Origin of the sequence: Nitrosomonas aestuarii, assembly GCF_003046585.1 — a bacterium.
In the GTDB taxonomy this organism is placed as follows: Bacteria; Pseudomonadota; Gammaproteobacteria; order Burkholderiales; family Nitrosomonadaceae; genus Nitrosomonas; species Nitrosomonas aestuarii.
This window is the reverse complement of record NZ_QAAE01000011.1, coordinates 1-15,735: the sequence shown is the minus strand read 5'-3', so window position 1 is coordinate 15,735 and position 15,735 is coordinate 1. Positions and strand designations below refer to the sequence as shown.

Sequence of the window (15,735 nt, the reverse complement as noted above, 5' to 3'; positions counted from 1 at the left end):
AGGTGTATTCAAGTAGCAATACAAAACATTTGTGAAATGAATATTTCCCAAACTACATTCTAAAAAGAATGTAGTTTGGGTACATACAATTTTTAGCAGATATTATGGAATTCTTGAATCGATTACAATTGTCACATTATTATTACCAATCTTAACAGGCGCACTCAATCCTTGTAAATCACCACTAGCTGGAACGGCCTGACCAGATTTGGAAATTCGGGCTTCGATAATGACATTTGGAAAACTTGATAATTTCATTGCTGGAGTCATCGCCATTTCATCAGTTAATGTAAATGATGTCGGTAAATCACCAGCTTTTAATCTTAAGATTGCTAATGGCATTTTAGGGCCTGATTCTGCACGCGCATAAATGAATAACGTATCATTCGGATTTGCACTCGATGCAATCGAATCACTGATTGTTACATTGCCGGATATAGACAATGAACCAGACTCTTCTGCCGCAGAAGACTGCTTCGACTCTGCTACACTGGATTGCGGCTCTTCTTCAACAGCTTTTGTTGTAGCTATTTGTTGCGTTTGAGATGTTCCTGGCTCCTTAACCGCCAGCGACCTGGCTTCCTCAATACTTTCATTAACAGACTTGGCCAGTTGAGAATCTGCTGGAATTACGGCAAGCAACCTTTCCCAATACATGGCAGCCTGATCAAACTCATTTTGCTCAAACTCGACAGTTCCGGCCAAGGCTAACGCTTTAGGATATTCAGGGTCAATACTTAAAGCTTTCTGTATTAATTCAGTTGGCTTTCCAGTAAGACTTCCTTCATTAGTCATAGCCAATATATCAGCATAATCACTCAGAATCTGAGGATTATCAGGAATCAATTCATTCAGCTTTGCATATGTACTGGCCGCTTCATCATAACGCTGCATAATTGCGTATGTACGACCCAACATGACCCATCCCTCAATATCTTCAGGATCATTATTCAGTCGCGCAATTAAATTATCAAGAACAGAAGCAAAATTGTCATGACCTTCAGGCGTTCCACTACTGCTATTATTCTGGGACATTTGTGTTGCGTTCGCCAGTTGTGCTTGCGGTAATAAGCCACGCGTATCACCGATTTCCAGATACAGATAAACTGCTACGACTGGCAAAGTCAACACAATTACTGTGGAAATTGCAATATTCATGACTTTATTCGTTTTTTTACTATTCTCTTGTTCAGTCATTTCAGGAACATCCTGAAGCATGCGTTGCTGAAGTTCTTGTTTACTTTGGTCATATTGTTCCTGAGTTAGAATATCATTTTCCAGATCTCTTTCTAATTCTTTCAGTTGATCACGATAAACTGAAATATTGACGGCATCACGTTCTACGCGCTGCTCCTGAACATTCTTATTTCTTAATAATGTCGGAATAATAAAAAGCAGTGTAACTACAATAAAAATACCTGAAATAATCCAAAATGCCGTCATACGTTATTACCTTTATTTTCGCTGGATGGAGCTTCGCTTTTGCTCTGATTCACTCCGGTGATTGAATTGTTTTTATTTGGCGAAGTATCAGTTTTTTCTACCTGTATTTCAGACAAAGCTGCATCTTTTTCAGCTAACAAAACGGCAATTTTTTTTTGATCCGCTTCGGACAAAGTTACTTCTTGAATCTGAAGGCGGCGTCCTTTGAGATATTTAACCAAAAACCATGCACTTATAATGAAAAAGATAAGTGGACCAAACCACAATAGTACGGTTGTTGGCTTCATTGGTGGATTGTAAAGTACAAAATCCCCATAACGATCGACTAAAAACTCAATAATTTCAGCATCTGTCTTGTTGGCCTGGATTTGTTCGCGAATAACTCGACGCATATCATTAGAAAAATCGGCACGCGATTCTGCAATTGTTTCGTTTTGACACACCAGGCACCGCAGATCTTCAGTTAACGCCAGCATTCTTTTTTCTATCTCCGGATTTTCTGCTACAGGAACCGCTTCTTTATAATTTCCCTGTGACCAGCACACCGACGATATCGTAAGAATTGACAAGCTTAGAATCACAATGCCACACAACTTTAACGGCATATACTTTGATATCAGTCCATTAATGAAGTCAACAAACATTGAACAAGATAATTTCATTATGTTTGCCTTTGTAGTTTTTCAATTAATGGAATGATCGTATTTTGCAATGAGTCAACAGTTACAGGACCAATTTGCTTATGTCTTATAATTCCTTTTTTATCAATCACATATGTCTCAGGAACACCATAAACACCATAGTCAATACCCACTGTACCATCGGGATCAACGACACTCACTACATAAGGATCGCCATAGAGTCGAAGCCATTGTTTTGCCGTTGCGTTTTCGTCCTTATAGTTAAGCCCGTATACAGGCACCATTCCAGAATTTGCAAGTTGCACCAGTAATGGATGCTCATCTCGGCATGCCACACACCATGATGCCCACACATTCAATAACCAGACTTTTCCCAAGTTATCCCTTGACGATAACATTTTCTCGGGTTCATGCAGGTTATAAAGTTCAAATTCGGGTGCAGGTTTGTCAATCAATGGAGAAGGCACTTGGCGTGGATTTAAGGACAAACCAGCAAATAAAAATACAGCCAGTACTAAGAAAGCAAACAATGGCGCCAAATATCGCATCACACTTTCCTTGTTTCTGTGACTAAACCTGTGCTACCACCAGTCGCTGCTGGTTTGTGTATTCCATCTGCTACCGGCATTTCTTTTTCAGTCTCCTTGTCAGCAAATAACGCACTCTTGTTTTTAATTTTCAAACGATAACGTTTATCACTAACAGCCAAAATGCCACCGATTGCCATCAATATACAACCAAACCAGATCCAGTCAACAAAAGGCTTATGATAGGCGCGAACTACCCACGCCTCATTTGCTAGAGGTTCCCCCAAAGCAACATATAAATCACGGAATATTCCCGTATCTATCGCAGCTTCTGTCATAACCATTCCTGATGCATTATAAGTGCGCTTCTCTGGATATAATTTACGCAAATACTCTCCATTCTGGAATACTTCAATTTCGCCAAGTATAGACTTGTAGTTTGGGCCATCGACATCTGAAACACCGTTAAATTGAAAAGCATAGTCACCAATCGTGACACGGCTACCAATATCCATACGAACATCTTTTTCCGTTTCATAGCCATTCACAAGTGTTACGCCTATGATAAAAACGGCAACACCGAAATGCGCGCAATGCATTCCGTAATAGCTCTTAGATTGCTTAGCTAATTTTGAAAATATATTGCCTTGACCACTGTTACTTAGACGATGCTTCAAACTAACCAAGATACTAAACAAAATCCAGAATGCTAATAATAGACCAAAACTTACTAATGGCTTCCATTCACCCATATAGAAAGGTGCAATTATTGCACTGATGAAACTTACAGCAATCGCCCAGCGTATACGCACAGTCAGAGATGGCATGCTCATTTGCTTCCAGCGTGAAATCGGCCCCAGACCAATTAAAAATATTGCGGGCGTCATTATGGGGACAAAAACGGCCTCAAAATATGGAGGGCCTACTGAGATCTTACCCAGACCAAGTGCGTCAATGATAAGTGGATACAGCGTACCCAGCATCACACTGGCTGCAGCAACAAGCAATAACAAATTATTTGCCAGCAACATAGACTCACGCGATAATAAATCGAACTTACCGCCCAAACCCACTTTTGGTGCACGCCATGCAAATAATAATAATGAAAGTGTCACTGTTACGAAAAGGAATCCAAGAATAAATACGCCTCTTTCGGGATCGGTCGCAAAAGCATGCACTGAAGTTAATACACCGGATCGTACCAAAAACGTACCTAACAGGCACAATGAAAAAGTGCATATGGCCAACAAAACAGTCCAGCTTTTAAAACTGCCGCGTTTTTCAGTTACGGCCAACGAATGCATTAACGCCGTTCCAACTAGCCAGGGCATAAAAGAAGCGTTTTCAACTGGATCCCAGAACCACCAGCCACCCCATCCAAGTTCATAATAAGCCCACCAGCTGCCAAGCATTATTCCAGAGGTTAAAAATACCCACGCAACTGTGGTCCAGGGTCTGGACCAGCGTGCCCACGTTGCATCTAATTTGCCACTTAACAGGGCTGCAATCGCAAAAGCAAACGCCACCGAGAATCCCACATAGCCCATGTACAGCATAGGTGGATGAATAACCATCCCAGGATCTTGTAATAGTGGATTAAGATCACTGCCTTCCATAGCTGCTGGCAACAAACGATCGAATGGGTTCGAAGTCAATAACATAAATAACAAGAAACCGACACTAACGATGCCTAAGACACCCAACACACGAGCAACCATTTCATCAGGCAATTGTTTGCTGAAAACACTGACGGCTATTGACCAGCCTGCAAGCATTAACACCCAGAGTAATAACGAACCTTCATGTGAACCCCAAGTAGCTGCAATACGGAATTGTAGTGGTAGTTCAGTATTGGAATTTCTTGCCACATTGATGACCGAAAAATCACTTGTAACAAAAGAATACCCAAGACATAGAAAAGCAATCAGTACAAAAACAAACTGTCCCTGTACAACGGGCTTTGCTAATGCCATCCAAGAAGAAATACCACGCGCTGCGCCTATTAAAGGTAAAGTACCCTGTGTTATAGCCAATAACAACGCAAGTATGAGTGCAAAATTACCAATTTCTGGAATCATAATATTTTTTACTTATAAATTAATGACTTTATTTTAGTCTAATACAATGAAGTGAAATTTAACCGAAGTACGTTCGCTTAAGTGCGTTTATTCTGCTAAAAAAGCTTTTTGGGCTTTTGCAGCTTCTTCTAACGCAAGCGCTGCTTCTGGCGGCATATAATTCTCATCATGTTTAGCCAGCACTTCATCAGCCTTAAAAACGCCATTTTCGCTTAATTTACCTTGTGCGACGACGCCTTTACCTTCTCTAAATAAATCTGGAAGAATTCCCGTATAGACAACTTGAATTACCTCTGACGTGTCAGTTACTGCAAACCTGACTGTTGTACTACTATCCTCGCGTTGAACACTTCCCTCTTCCACAAGTCCGCCTATCCGAAAGCTCTTACCAATGGGTGCTTCGTTGGCAACAACCTGCGTTGGACTGAAGAAAAAAACCAGATTACTCTGAAAAGCATTTAAAACTAATACTGCCGCGAAGCCTAATGCAGTCACACCTGCTGTTATGACTGCAAGTTTTTTATGACGTGGTTTCATTTTTTATCTCTTCTTTATTTGAAATCTCTTTGTCCATCTGAAATTTCTTTTGTATCTGAAGTCTTTTCGGTGTTTTGAACTGTTTTAGTATCTGAAAATTCTTCCGTAACTGAATCGTGAATCAGACCATATCTTTTAACTAAAGTTCGACGACGTTTAGAAATTAAAAGGATCTCACCTATTACACATGCAAATGTCACTGCGTACGAACCCCAAACATAAACACCATATCCACCCATTGCAAAAAATTCTGCCCAACTTGACCAATTCATCAAAACGCTCCCTTTCGTCTAAGTTCAGCGACCCACGCGGTATTACTTTCTCGCTCCAGAATGATAACTCGTACACGCTTCAAGATTACCGCGATAGCATACATCCAGCTTGCAAATACCATGACCATCATGCCGGTTAACATTGTTGAAGCCATAGTAGGTGCCTGGGTCACACTTACTGATGCGCCTTGATGAAGGGTATTCCACCATTGTACTGAAAAGTAAATAATCGGAATATTAATAACACCGACCAATGCGATGATTGCACCCGCTTTATCCGCTCTTCTCGGATCATCAATGGCCGCTTGCAATGACATAAATCCGATATACAAAAATAACAAGATCAATTCAGAAGTCAACCGTGCATCCCACACCCACCAGGTGCCCCACATCGGCTTTCCCCAGAGCGATCCAGTCCATAATGCCAGGAATGTAAACAACGCACCTGTCGGAGCAATTGCAGTCGCCATCATGGAAGACAACCGCGTGTTAAAAGCAAGTCCGATGCCAGCCCAGAATGCCATTACAACGTATAGGAACATCGACATCCATGCTGCGGGGACATGAATAAAAATAATACGGTATGCTTCACCCTGTTGAAAATCTGTAGGTGCGACAAAAAAACCGATATAAAGCCCCGCCACCAGTAAACCGAATGCAATTATTGTAAAGAATGGAATCATTTTGCCCGCGAGTGAATAAAAACTAGCGGGTGCTGCGTATTTGTACCAATTAATTGCCATATAAAGAAAGATATTAGTTATAAATTTATATTTTGTTTGTATGCGCTATTTTAGAAGTTTATTTTTTATGAGTGCAGCCTATCTATAGTCGCCAATTCTATACCAAAAAATAGGAATCAAAAAATTGCTTTGATACAACTCAAAAATCTCCTAAAAAATCATATCTGTTATTATAAGTTCGTCCAAGACAAACCTTTGAGAAGCTGATTATCTAGCATTGACTGCTATTCCATTGAAACTCTAAGAGAGGAAGCTGCTGCCCAAGGAGCAAAAACAAGTGAAACGAGTAGAAATGCGCCCAACAATGACAAATGCGCATCATGTCCTACACCTGCCATATTAGCCTCAACCGCACCTGATCCAAAAATGAGAACAGGAATATAAAGTGGCAAAACAAGTAAAGAAATTAAAACACCGCCTCCACGCAAACCAAGTGTTAAAGCCGCGCCGATTGCACCAATTAAACTCAGTACTGGCGTACCAAGTAATAACGATATAGTTAATACAAACAGTGCATCCATCGGCAAATCGTACTGGATACCTAAAATCGGTGCCATCAATACAAGGGGAACACCCGTCACTAGCCAGTGCGCCAATGCTTTTCCTAACACAAGGACCGATAATGATTGTGGCGACAGTAGCATCTGCTCAAGTGTACCGTCCATATAATCATTGGAAAACAGCCTGCCTAATGAAAGCATTGAGGCCAACAAAGCCGCAACCCATACAATACCAGGCGCCATTGTTCGTAACATATTCATTTCCGGCCCCACACTTAATGGAAACAAACTGACGACGATCACAAAGAAAAACAGCGTTGTTAAAACATCGGATCTACGACGTATCGCCAGTAACAGATCACGCTGAATTACCCAAAAGAACATATTATGCCAACTGCAGTTGCACTGTCGATACGGCAGCAATATCAATATCTTGGTGCGTCGTCATCACGACCATTCCACCTTCTTGCAGATGCTGTTCCAGTAAATCCTGAATTAGCTTTACAGCAGCCACATCTAAAGCTGCCAATGGTTCATCCAAAATCCATAATGTTGTATTACAAACTAGTAGACGTGCAAGCGCAACACGTCTTCGTTGACCTTGCGAAAGTACTTTAGCCGGCAATAACTCTCTGCCAACTAAACCCATATGAGCGAGTGCATCTCTGGCTTGCTTCTCAGTAACTTGCACACCTGACAATGCGCTCGATATACGCAAATTCTCGAGCGCGGTCAGGTCGTCTTTCGTACCAGTTAGGTGACCGATATAAGTCAAATCCCTATAATATTGACCATCAAGAGCGCGCACGGTTTCACCCCGCCACGTAATTTTACCAAAGGCTGGACTCGTTAAACCACACAGTATCCGCAACAAACTCGTTTTTCCGCTTCCATTAGGCCCGTTCACTTGCATTAATCCGCCCGCTTCCAAAGTAAAATTCACTTCCTTAAAAAGTCTGCGATCGCCACGTACGCAAGTCAGATTAACTCCATGTAGCATTATTCATTGTACGAAATTAAACGTAGGATTATAACGCATTGACCCTGATCTGTATCATCACATTACTAAACATACAAAAATCAATTTAGCTGCAATTGATTCTGATTTATTAAATGTGATTCAGACAATAAGCGTTTAGGTTTTATAGTTTGCTCTGACGTGACTTCACCAAGCCCCAGAAATAATTGCCGATAATACAAACGTACACTTTTATCATGTGATTTTTGCGCTGCCCAATCATTTAGGTCTGGTTTTTCTGATAGAACGCGCCCTTGCAAAATATTCTTCGTTTCATTTTTATCGAGCACTACGCGGGGCAAATCCTGCAAGATGCTATCTATCGGTAATAAACAGTAGTCACGATCACCTTTATCCATTTCTTCAAGGTCTTCGAGTTTTCTCGCTTGTGACAAATCAAAAAAACCCAGAGAACTGCGGCATAATTTAATCAGATAGGCGCCACCACAACCCAATGCCCTTCCAATATCTTCTGCCAACGTACGAATATAGGTGCCGGTTCCGCAACTGACTGTTATGGTCAGCTCGTTCTGAAATAACGATTTAATTTGGATTTCATGAATTAGAATTGTGCGTGGCTCACGCTCAATTACCTCCCCGTTGCGGGCATAAAAATATAATGGTTTTCCGCGATGTTTTAAAGCACTATACATTGGCGGTATCTGTATGGTTTCTCCCACAAATTGTTGCAGAATCGTTTCACAATATTGAATGGTTAGTTTAGTTGTACCTACCTCAATCAATTTTTCAATTATCCCCTCTGCGTCACCTGTCGTACTTTGATAGCCTAACTTGATTACAGCTTCATAAGTCTTGTTTGCGTTTAACAATATAGAAGAAAATTTAGTGGCCTCCCCCATGCAGATTGGCAATATACCTGTTGCCAAGGGGTCTAGTGTACCGGTGTGCCCAGACTTGGCTGATTCATATAAGTACTTAACTTTCTGCAGCGCTTTATTAGATGTAATCCCGTATGACTTATCTAATAGTAATACACCGCTAATACTACGCTTAGCCATAAAGTGAAAAGTAACAAATTCCCAAAACGTATCCAAGTTGAAAAAACAAGCGTTGCCTCAAGCTTTAACTAATCAATCAGGTCTCATTTTTGTTCTCTTGGGCAACAGCTTCATCTATTAACTTTGACATATATGCGCCATGCTCAACAGATTTGTCATAGACAAAAATTAATTGCGGAACGACGCGCAATTGCATTCTTTTGGATAAACTGGACCGAATAAATCCAATTGCTTTTTCCAGGCCTTTTTCTACCAAAGTGATTTTTTCTGACTCTCCTAATGTCGTATAAAAAACTTTGGCATACGCATAGTCGCGCGTTACCTCGACTGCTGTAATCGTAATTTGATCAAGCCGGGGATCTTTAATTTCATGTCGCAACAAATCAGCCAGTTCACGTTGAATCTGATCGGCCACACGCAGAGAACGAGAGAAGTCTTTAGGCATTATTACTAAATTGTTACGACGACAAAATCCAACTAAAGCGTACGTGCCGTTTCAATAATTTCATAAGCCTCCAGTTGATCACCTACTTGTAGATCGTTGTAATTTTTGAGCGACACGCCACATTCAAAGCTCTCCCTTACTTCCTTAACATCATCTTTAAATCGTTTTAAAGAGTCCAATTCACAGCTCTGGACAACTTTACCGTCGCGCAACACTCTTATCAGTGAATTTCTTTTTACGATACCTTCCAGTACATAGCACCCGGCAACCACACCAACCTTCGGAATACGATAGATTTCCCGGACATCAACGAGTCCTTGAATATTCTCCTTGCGTTCGGGTGCCATCATCCCTGACAAGGCAGCTTTAACTTCATCAACGGCTTCATAAATAATATTATAGTAACGCACATCTACGCCACTTGAAGCTATCAACTTACGCGCACCGGCATCTGCACGCACATTAAAACCAATTACCACGGCTTTAGATGCCAGCGATAAATTGATATCCGACTCAATAATCGCACCCACACCGCTATGGATAATATTGACTTTAACCTCGTCAGTTGAAAGCTTCTGTAAAGCATGCGCAAGCGCCTCGCAAGATCCCTGCACATCAGCTTTAATAATCAAAGAAAGTACTTTGACATCTTCTTGCTGATCAAAAACATTTTCCAGCTTAGCCGCATGAAGCTTGGCAAGCTTAACGTCCCGATATTTGCCTTGACGGAAAAGCGCAATTTCTCTTGCTTTACGCTCATCATCCAACGCTGTAACCACTTCACCGGCATCCGGCACCTCTGACAAACCATGTATCTCAACCGGAATTGAAGTACTTGCTTGTTTTATTTGCTTACCATTTTCATCACTCATAGCACGCACTTTACCAAAAACCGCACCTGCCAAAAGTACATCACCTCGTCTGAGCGTACCTGACTGAACCAAAATGGTTGCAACCGGGCCACGTCCCTTATCTAAACGTGATTCAATTACCACCCCTCTGGCAGATGTTTTCTTAGGCGCCTTGAGCTCCAAAACCTCTGCCTGTAACAAAACACCTTCCAGTAAAGCATCAATGCCCAGACCAGTTTTAGCTGAAACCTCGATAAACATAGTATCGCCACCCCAGTCTTCAGGCACCACTTCATGTGCAACCAGTTCTTGCTTAATTTTTTCAACGTTAGCTTCTGGTTTATCAATTTTATTGACTGCAACAATTATCGGAATTTTGGCTGCTTTGGCATGATGTACCGCTTCAACAGTTTGAGGCATTACGCCATCATCGGCAGCAACCACCAAAATAACAATATCGGTAATTCTGGTACCGCGCGCGCGCATAGCGGTAAAAGCCTCATGACCGGGCGTATCTAAAAAAGTTATCATGCCATGTTCTGTCTCAACATGGTAAGCACCTATATGCTGTGTAATGCCTCCCGCTTCACCACCCGCCACACGCGAACGACGAATAAAGTCCAATAAAGATGTTTTTCCATGATCTACATGCCCCATTACCGTAACGACAGGCGCTCGCGGTTCCATTTCTGCATCAGCAATGATCGATTCGCTATCAGCAAGAAAAGCTTCAGGACTATCCAGTGCTGCATACTTGGCAACATGGCCCAATTCTTCAACCACAATCATGGCCGTTTCCTGGTCCAGCATTTGATTGATCGTTACCATGCTGCCCATGTTCATTAAAACCTTAATAATATCAGCTGCCTTAACTGACAGTTTTTGCGCAAGCGCACCGACTGAAATAGTTTCTGGCACCGTAATTTCACGCACGATCGGCTCAGTTGGCGCTGAAAAACCATGTTCTTTTTTTGTATCAGCTGCAGATGCCTTATGCTGTTTATCACGACGGGTTCGCCATCCCTGGCCACCAGACACATCGCCGTGTGTCTTCACACCGCGTTTACGCGCCCCTTCTTCTTTCCAACCCGTTTGCTTACTCAGCTTTTTCTTCTTTTCAGTCTTATCGGCTTTTTCAGTCTTGTCTGCTTTATCGCCTTTCTTTTCCTGTTTTAACAATGGCTTGGGTTTCGCGTCTTCAGACAACTTTTCACCTTGCATTGATGATGCTTCTTCGGTTTGTTTTTTATCCTCTCCGACATTTTCAGTTGCTGCATTTGTATCTACATTCGGCTGCTCCTCGGCAATAACCGGAGCTGCTAACACCTCGCCACCCTGTTTCTGTTCTTCAGTTTCAACAGTTGCCGCTTCAGGTGCAGTTTTTATTTCTTCCTCCTGCCCTGCCTCATTTTTTCCACGCATCTTCTTGCGCTGAATTTCTGCTATCTGGCGCGCTATTAATTCCGATTGTTTCTTTGCTTCTTCTTCACGTAAAGCCAATTGCTCTGCGTCGATTACAGACTCAGTTACAGATGTTTTCGTTTTTGTTTCTGTTGTTGCTGGCTTACTTTGTTCTTCCCCTTCAATAGCCGGCTTGGTAAATACACGCCTTTTTCTCACTTCAACCTGAATGGTACGCGCTCTGCCCATACTATCGGCTTTGCGTATTTCCGAAGTTTGACGACGTGTTAAGGTTACTTTATTTTTCGTTTCTTTAGCGCCATGTGTTTTTCGTAAATAATCCAGCAACTGCGCCTTATCCTGCTCAGTCAGATTATCTTCCGCCAACAGTTTCTTGACACCAGCCGCTTGGAGTTGTTCCAACAATACCGCTGGCAACAAACCAAGTTCATTAGCAAATTGTTCCACACTCATTTGCGCCATTTATAACCTTTCTAACCCCTTCAACAAACTTAAATAAACATAGAAAAACTGATTAGTATAGAATTATTTAAAATCTTACCCATCATTACTCGATGATTTAAACAAACCAAGGCTCACGTGCCTTTATAATCAGTTTATTTGCACGATCAATATCCATCCCGGTCATTTCCACAAGATCATCAGCCGCCAAATCAGCCAGGTCGGTCTGATTAGTAATGCCTTGAGATGCCAAAACACGCACGGTCTCAATATCCATACCTTCGAGCGAAAGCAAATCATCCGCAACATTTTCAACCCTTTCTTCACTCGCAATAGCATCTGTTAATAGCACATTACGCGCACGCTCACGTATTTCATTGATTGTTTCTTCATCCAATGATTCAATTTCGAGCATTTCACTTAATGGAACATAAGCGACTTCTTCAAGTGTAGCAAAATCCTCCTGAACTAAAATTCCAGCAATTTCTTCATCAACATCCAGCTTATTCATAAAAAGCTGCTTGATGTGCGATGCTTCCTGTTCATGCTTGGTTTCTGATTCTTCTACAGTCATAATATTGAGAGACCAACCAGTCAACTCAGAGGCTAATCGCACATTTTGCCCACCGCGACCGATCGCTTGCGCTAAATTTTCATCATCAACCACAATGTCCATATTGTGGCCTTCTTCATCAACCATGATACTACTGATTTCAGCCGGTGCCAGCGCATTGATGACGAAAGTGGCCGGATCATCCGACCACAATATGATATCCACACGCTCTCCGGACAATTCACTGATAACCGATTGCACACGAGAACCACGCATTCCAACGCATGTTCCAATCGGATCAACACGCTGATCATTTGATTTTACCGCAATCTTCGCGCGTGAGCCGGGATCTCTTGCAGCTGATCTGATTTCCAGAATACCTTCCTCAATTTCTGGCACCTCTAGCTCAAACAATTTTGTTAAAAAATCTGGAGTAATGCGCGAAAGTTTTAATTGCGGTCCTCTGGTCGCACGATCCACTTTATAGAGATAGGCACGAACGCGGTCACCCACACGTAAATTTTCCTTGGGGATCATCTGATCACGCGGCAATTCAGCCTCTACCCTGCCCGATTCAACAATTGCATTGCCTCGCTCCAATCGCTTAATCGTACCTGTTACCAGATAATCTCCACGTTCCAGAAAGTCACTGAGTGTTTGCTCGCGCTCAGCATCTCGAATTTTTTGAAAAATAACCTGTTTAGCAGCCTGGGCACCGATACGACCGAACTCAATCGGCTCTAAAGGCTGCTCATAGTAATCCTCTAGTTGAAACTCAGGATTAATTTTATTGGCTTCGCTTAAAGAAATTTGACGAGAAGGTTCTTCGACAGCATCATCCTCCACCACCAGCCACCGGCGAAAGGACTCATAATCTCCTGTTTCTCTGTCGATGGAAACACGTGTCTCTACATCTTCATGAAATCTTTTTTTTGTTGCAGAAGATAATGCCATTTCTAACGCTGTAAAAACAATTTCTTTTTCCACAGATTTTTCACGCGCCAACGCATCAACCAACAATAAAATCTCGCGGCTCATAGTCCTCCAGTCAAATTTCTAATTGCCTACAATTTTGGAACCAGACGAGCCTTTCCAATATTGCGCATATCAAGGTCAAATAATTCACCTTCGACTTCAAGTTTTAAAATGCCATCATTTACTTCCCGCAAAACTCCTACAAAATTTCTTTGTCCCTGTACCGGAACGCGCAGTTTTAATTTAATCACTTCGCCGGCAAAACGGAGAAAGTCGCTCTCTTTTTTTATGGGCCTGTCTAATCCCGGCGAAGATACCTCAAGTCGGCCATAATCGATATTTTCAGCGGTTAAAAGTCGACTTAAATGATTACTGATCGTAACGCAATCATCAATCGTGATCCCGCCTTCCTTATCAACAAATACTCTTATCAATTTACCGCGTGATAATTGCTCAATCTCAACCAACTCATACCCCATACCCGCAAGAGTTAGTTCTAGCAATTCTTCAAGCACCATATCCTCAACACAAATAAAAAATGGGCTGAAAAAGCCCATCGAAATTAGACGCAATTTTATCAAATATTTAGAAAATATGGAACATATATCGATAATTAAGTTGAAATGAGTATGTCACTCACGACTTAAGCATCAGCCCATAATAAGATTAAAAATCTGTTCATTAACTTACATGAAAAAACTTTCGCACAAACGACAAGTGACGTAGTCTTAAAACGTGGTGCTATAGTGACCCGGCGGACCTCATTGCAGCTAATCACAAATAAACCTGTATTTTATCCGCAACCGCATCACCCCTATAGATTAATCAATATCAGGGATTTATAATATAAAATATCTTAAAATATAAGACATTTTCAACAATATATGGCAGGAAAACATGACAAATACGACAACGAACCCTCACAACAAAAGAATTTTTTTTAAAATTGCGTTCATTTCGAATGTTATTCTACTCATATTCTTCTCATCATCACTGAGCGCTGAAAAAATTGGAAGCGTATCAACCAAATTTAAACTGCTTGGCGCTAACGATAAAATTGTCATCGAAGCATTTGATGATCCTGATATTGCTGGTGCAACATGTTACTTAAGCAGAGCAAAAACCGGTGGCGTAAGTGGGGTAGTAGGTATTGCTGAAGACACCTCAGACGCATCCATTGCCTGCAGACAAGTTGGACCGATCAGACTTCCTGAGAATGTCAAAAATGGCGATGCAGACGGTGAGGAAGTTTTTAAAAAAAATACATCGTTACTTTTCAAGTCCTTACAAGTCGTACGTTTTTATGATCCTAAAAGAAATGTTCTGGTTTACCTGACTTATAGTGACCGCATCATTGAAGGATCGCCAAAAAACAGCATTTCAACCATCCCGATAATGCCTTGGCGTTAATTGACAGAATTTGTTTCAGCACACGCGCATTTTAAAGATAACTATTTTAAATTAAAGTCTTTCATTAAAAACGACTAACTTCCCAATTTTACAAAAATAACTGGGAAAATGATTCGCACAGTTTATCGATTGCTGATCATTCACTTTAGGACAGTCATTTCGGTTCATCCGAAGTTTTTTGCGTTAACGCTAACAATCACGCGACAAAATAATATATAATGCTTGTCTTTCCAGACGCGGGGTGGAGCAGTCTGGCAGCTCGTCGGGCTCATAACCCGAAGGTCGTAGGTTCAAATCCTACCCCCGCAACCAGCTTATTCAGTGACTTAGATAATATTTGCCCAGATGTTTTTTTTGCATCACAAATAAATGTCACCATCATTTATCAATACCCGTCATACCAGCAAAACAATAGGCAACAAAAAACCACTCAAGATGAGTTACTGGAAATTTCTAAAATCTTGTAAATGCAAGTCGTTAAGATACGTGCAGAAATGTAAAACTTCCATAAGCACTCCCTCAGCCAGAGTTTTCGTCGGCCTTGACTGACTCCTCCAAACAGATCTCTACCAGTTATTCAAAGTAATACGTTCTAGTTAACTGCCGGACAATCTATATTTGCTTTGAGACGCCCCCGGTGTTACCAATAAATTTACAGTAGAAATGATCATATTTCTGTTCAAATCATAGTTTGGGCATAACATCTGTTAAAACGAAACTAAAAACTAAGCGCTCATAATCATCAGAGTAGTTAACCTGTGTTAGTGTGATTACCAAGGGAAACTGTCGGTCTAATTACCGAGCGACTTTGTCATAATCACTTTAGCAAGTCGTGCCTCATTCCACAATTACTTTTTTAT

15 protein-coding genes and 1 tRNA gene are annotated in these 15,735 nt (G+C 41.4%); 2 read left to right on the top strand and 14 right to left on the bottom strand.

What is annotated here, in order from left to right; all coding sequences use genetic code 11:
* Positions 1 to 102: 102 nt before the first annotated feature.
* The 14 genes from ccmI to rimP form a co-directional block, all read right to left on the bottom strand.
* The gene (gene ccmI / locus C8R11_RS10320) at positions 103 to 1,443 is read right to left on the bottom strand and encodes a c-type cytochrome biogenesis protein CcmI (RefSeq protein ID WP_107795626.1); all 1,341 of its coding nucleotides are present in this window, start codon (positions 1,441 to 1,443) and stop codon (positions 103 to 105) included.
* Positions 1,440 to 2,105, bottom strand: coding sequence for a cytochrome c-type biogenesis protein (locus tag C8R11_RS10315; protein WP_342352467.1), 666 nt, complete (start codon positions 2,103 to 2,105; stop codon positions 1,440 to 1,442). Before C8R11_RS10315 ends, ccmI begins: the two co-directional genes overlap by 4 nt.
* Positions 2,105 to 2,635, bottom strand: a complete 531-nt coding sequence (locus tag C8R11_RS10310) for a DsbE family thiol:disulfide interchange protein (protein WP_107795625.1) — start codon at positions 2,633 to 2,635, stop codon at positions 2,105 to 2,107. Before C8R11_RS10310 ends, C8R11_RS10315 begins: the two co-directional genes overlap by 1 nt.
* Positions 2,632 to 4,689: a heme lyase CcmF/NrfE family subunit gene (locus tag C8R11_RS10305; protein WP_107795624.1), complete on the bottom strand. Its 2,058-nt coding sequence runs from the start codon at positions 4,687 to 4,689 to the stop codon at positions 2,632 to 2,634. The genes C8R11_RS10310 and C8R11_RS10305 overlap by 4 nt, the downstream gene beginning before the upstream one ends.
* Before the next feature lie 87 nt (positions 4,690 to 4,776).
* The gene (gene ccmE / locus C8R11_RS10300) at positions 4,777 to 5,226 is read right to left on the bottom strand and encodes a cytochrome c maturation protein CcmE (RefSeq protein WP_090698510.1); all 450 of its coding nucleotides are present in this window, start codon (positions 5,224 to 5,226) and stop codon (positions 4,777 to 4,779) included.
* Positions 5,227 to 5,240: 14 nt separating this feature from the next.
* Complete coding sequence (gene ccmD, locus C8R11_RS10295; RefSeq protein WP_107795623.1) at positions 5,241 to 5,498, bottom strand: heme exporter protein CcmD; 258 nt, start codon at positions 5,496 to 5,498, stop codon at positions 5,241 to 5,243.
* The gene (gene ccmC, locus C8R11_RS10290) at positions 5,498 to 6,241 is read right to left on the bottom strand and encodes a heme ABC transporter permease CcmC (protein WP_090698513.1); all 744 of its coding nucleotides are present in this window, start codon (positions 6,239 to 6,241) and stop codon (positions 5,498 to 5,500) included. The genes ccmD and ccmC overlap by 1 nt, the downstream gene beginning before the upstream one ends.
* Positions 6,242 to 6,465: 224 nt before the next feature.
* Positions 6,466 to 7,125, bottom strand: coding sequence for a heme exporter protein CcmB (gene ccmB, locus C8R11_RS10285; protein WP_107795622.1), 660 nt, complete (start codon positions 7,123 to 7,125; stop codon positions 6,466 to 6,468).
* A gap of 1 nt (position 7,126) precedes the next feature.
* The gene (gene ccmA / locus C8R11_RS10280; RefSeq protein ID WP_107795621.1) at positions 7,127 to 7,741 is read right to left on the bottom strand and encodes a cytochrome c biogenesis heme-transporting ATPase CcmA; all 615 of its coding nucleotides are present in this window, start codon (positions 7,739 to 7,741) and stop codon (positions 7,127 to 7,129) included.
* An 80-nt stretch (positions 7,742 to 7,821) separates the two neighbouring features.
* Positions 7,822 to 8,778, bottom strand: coding sequence for a tRNA pseudouridine(55) synthase TruB (gene truB, locus C8R11_RS10275; RefSeq protein WP_107795620.1), 957 nt, complete (start codon positions 8,776 to 8,778; stop codon positions 7,822 to 7,824).
* A 76-nt stretch (positions 8,779 to 8,854) separates the two neighbouring features.
* Positions 8,855 to 9,223: a 30S ribosome-binding factor RbfA gene (gene rbfA / locus C8R11_RS10270; protein ID WP_090698523.1), complete on the bottom strand. Its 369-nt coding sequence runs from the start codon at positions 9,221 to 9,223 to the stop codon at positions 8,855 to 8,857.
* A gap of 32 nt (positions 9,224 to 9,255) precedes the next feature.
* A complete protein-coding gene (gene infB / locus C8R11_RS10265; RefSeq protein ID WP_107795619.1) occupies positions 9,256 to 11,958 on the bottom strand; it encodes a translation initiation factor IF-2 in 2,703 nt (900 codons plus the stop codon).
* A gap of 97 nt (positions 11,959 to 12,055) precedes the next feature.
* Positions 12,056 to 13,528, bottom strand: a complete 1,473-nt coding sequence (nusA, locus tag C8R11_RS10260) for a transcription termination factor NusA (RefSeq protein WP_107795618.1) — start codon at positions 13,526 to 13,528, stop codon at positions 12,056 to 12,058.
* A 26-nt stretch (positions 13,529 to 13,554) separates the two neighbouring features.
* Positions 13,555 to 13,983 carry a ribosome maturation factor RimP gene (rimP, locus tag C8R11_RS10255; RefSeq protein ID WP_107795698.1) on the bottom strand — a complete coding sequence of 143 codons (429 nt, stop codon included), beginning with the start codon at positions 13,981 to 13,983 and terminating at the stop codon, positions 13,555 to 13,557.
* A gap of 379 nt (positions 13,984 to 14,362) precedes the next feature.
* Here rimP and creA point away from each other — a divergent pair, with 379 nt between their 5' ends.
* Both creA and C8R11_RS10245 read left to right on the top strand, forming a co-directional pair.
* Positions 14,363 to 14,875, top strand: a complete 513-nt coding sequence (creA, locus tag C8R11_RS10250) for a protein CreA (protein ID WP_244907630.1) — start codon at positions 14,363 to 14,365, stop codon at positions 14,873 to 14,875.
* Positions 14,876 to 15,110: 235 nt separating this feature from the next.
* A tRNA-Met gene (locus tag C8R11_RS10245) sits at positions 15,111 to 15,187 on the top strand.
* Positions 15,188 to 15,735 lie beyond the last annotated feature (548 nt).

Excerpts from the sequence above, each read along its gene's own strand:
- C8R11_RS10305 (WP_107795624.1), bottom strand. The coding sequence starts at position 4,689 with ATGATTCCAGAAATTGGTAATTTTGCACTCATACTTGCGTTGTTATTG.
- infB (WP_107795619.1), bottom strand. The coding sequence starts at position 11,958 with ATGGCGCAAATGAGTGTGGAACAATTTGCTAATGAACTTGGTTTGTTG.
- rimP (WP_107795698.1), bottom strand. The coding sequence starts at position 13,983 with ATGGTGCTTGAAGAATTGCTAGAACTAACTCTTGCGGGTATGGGGTAT.
- ccmC (WP_090698513.1), bottom strand. The coding sequence starts at position 6,241 with ATGGCAATTAATTGGTACAAATACGCAGCACCCGCTAGTTTTTATTCA.
- truB (WP_107795620.1), bottom strand. The coding sequence starts at position 8,778 with ATGGCTAAGCGTAGTATTAGCGGTGTATTACTATTAGATAAGTCATAC.
- creA (WP_244907630.1), top strand. The coding sequence starts at position 14,363 with ATGACAAATACGACAACGAACCCTCACAACAAAAGAATTTTTTTTAAA.
- ccmI (WP_107795626.1), bottom strand. The coding sequence starts at position 1,443 with ATGACGGCATTTTGGATTATTTCAGGTATTTTTATTGTAGTTACACTG.
- ccmB (WP_107795622.1), bottom strand. The coding sequence starts at position 7,125 with ATGTTCTTTTGGGTAATTCAGCGTGATCTGTTACTGGCGATACGTCGT.
- nusA (WP_107795618.1), bottom strand. The coding sequence starts at position 13,528 with ATGAGCCGCGAGATTTTATTGTTGGTTGATGCGTTGGCGCGTGAAAAA.
- rbfA (WP_090698523.1), bottom strand. The coding sequence starts at position 9,223 with ATGCCTAAAGACTTCTCTCGTTCTCTGCGTGTGGCCGATCAGATTCAA.
- ccmA (WP_107795621.1), bottom strand. The coding sequence starts at position 7,741 with ATGCTACATGGAGTTAATCTGACTTGCGTACGTGGCGATCGCAGACTT.
- C8R11_RS10315 (WP_342352467.1), bottom strand. The coding sequence starts at position 2,105 with ATGAAATTATCTTGTTCAATGTTTGTTGACTTCATTAATGGACTGATA.
- ccmD (WP_107795623.1), bottom strand. The coding sequence starts at position 5,498 with ATGAATTGGTCAAGTTGGGCAGAATTTTTTGCAATGGGTGGATATGGT.
- ccmE (WP_090698510.1), bottom strand. The coding sequence starts at position 5,226 with ATGAAACCACGTCATAAAAAACTTGCAGTCATAACAGCAGGTGTGACT.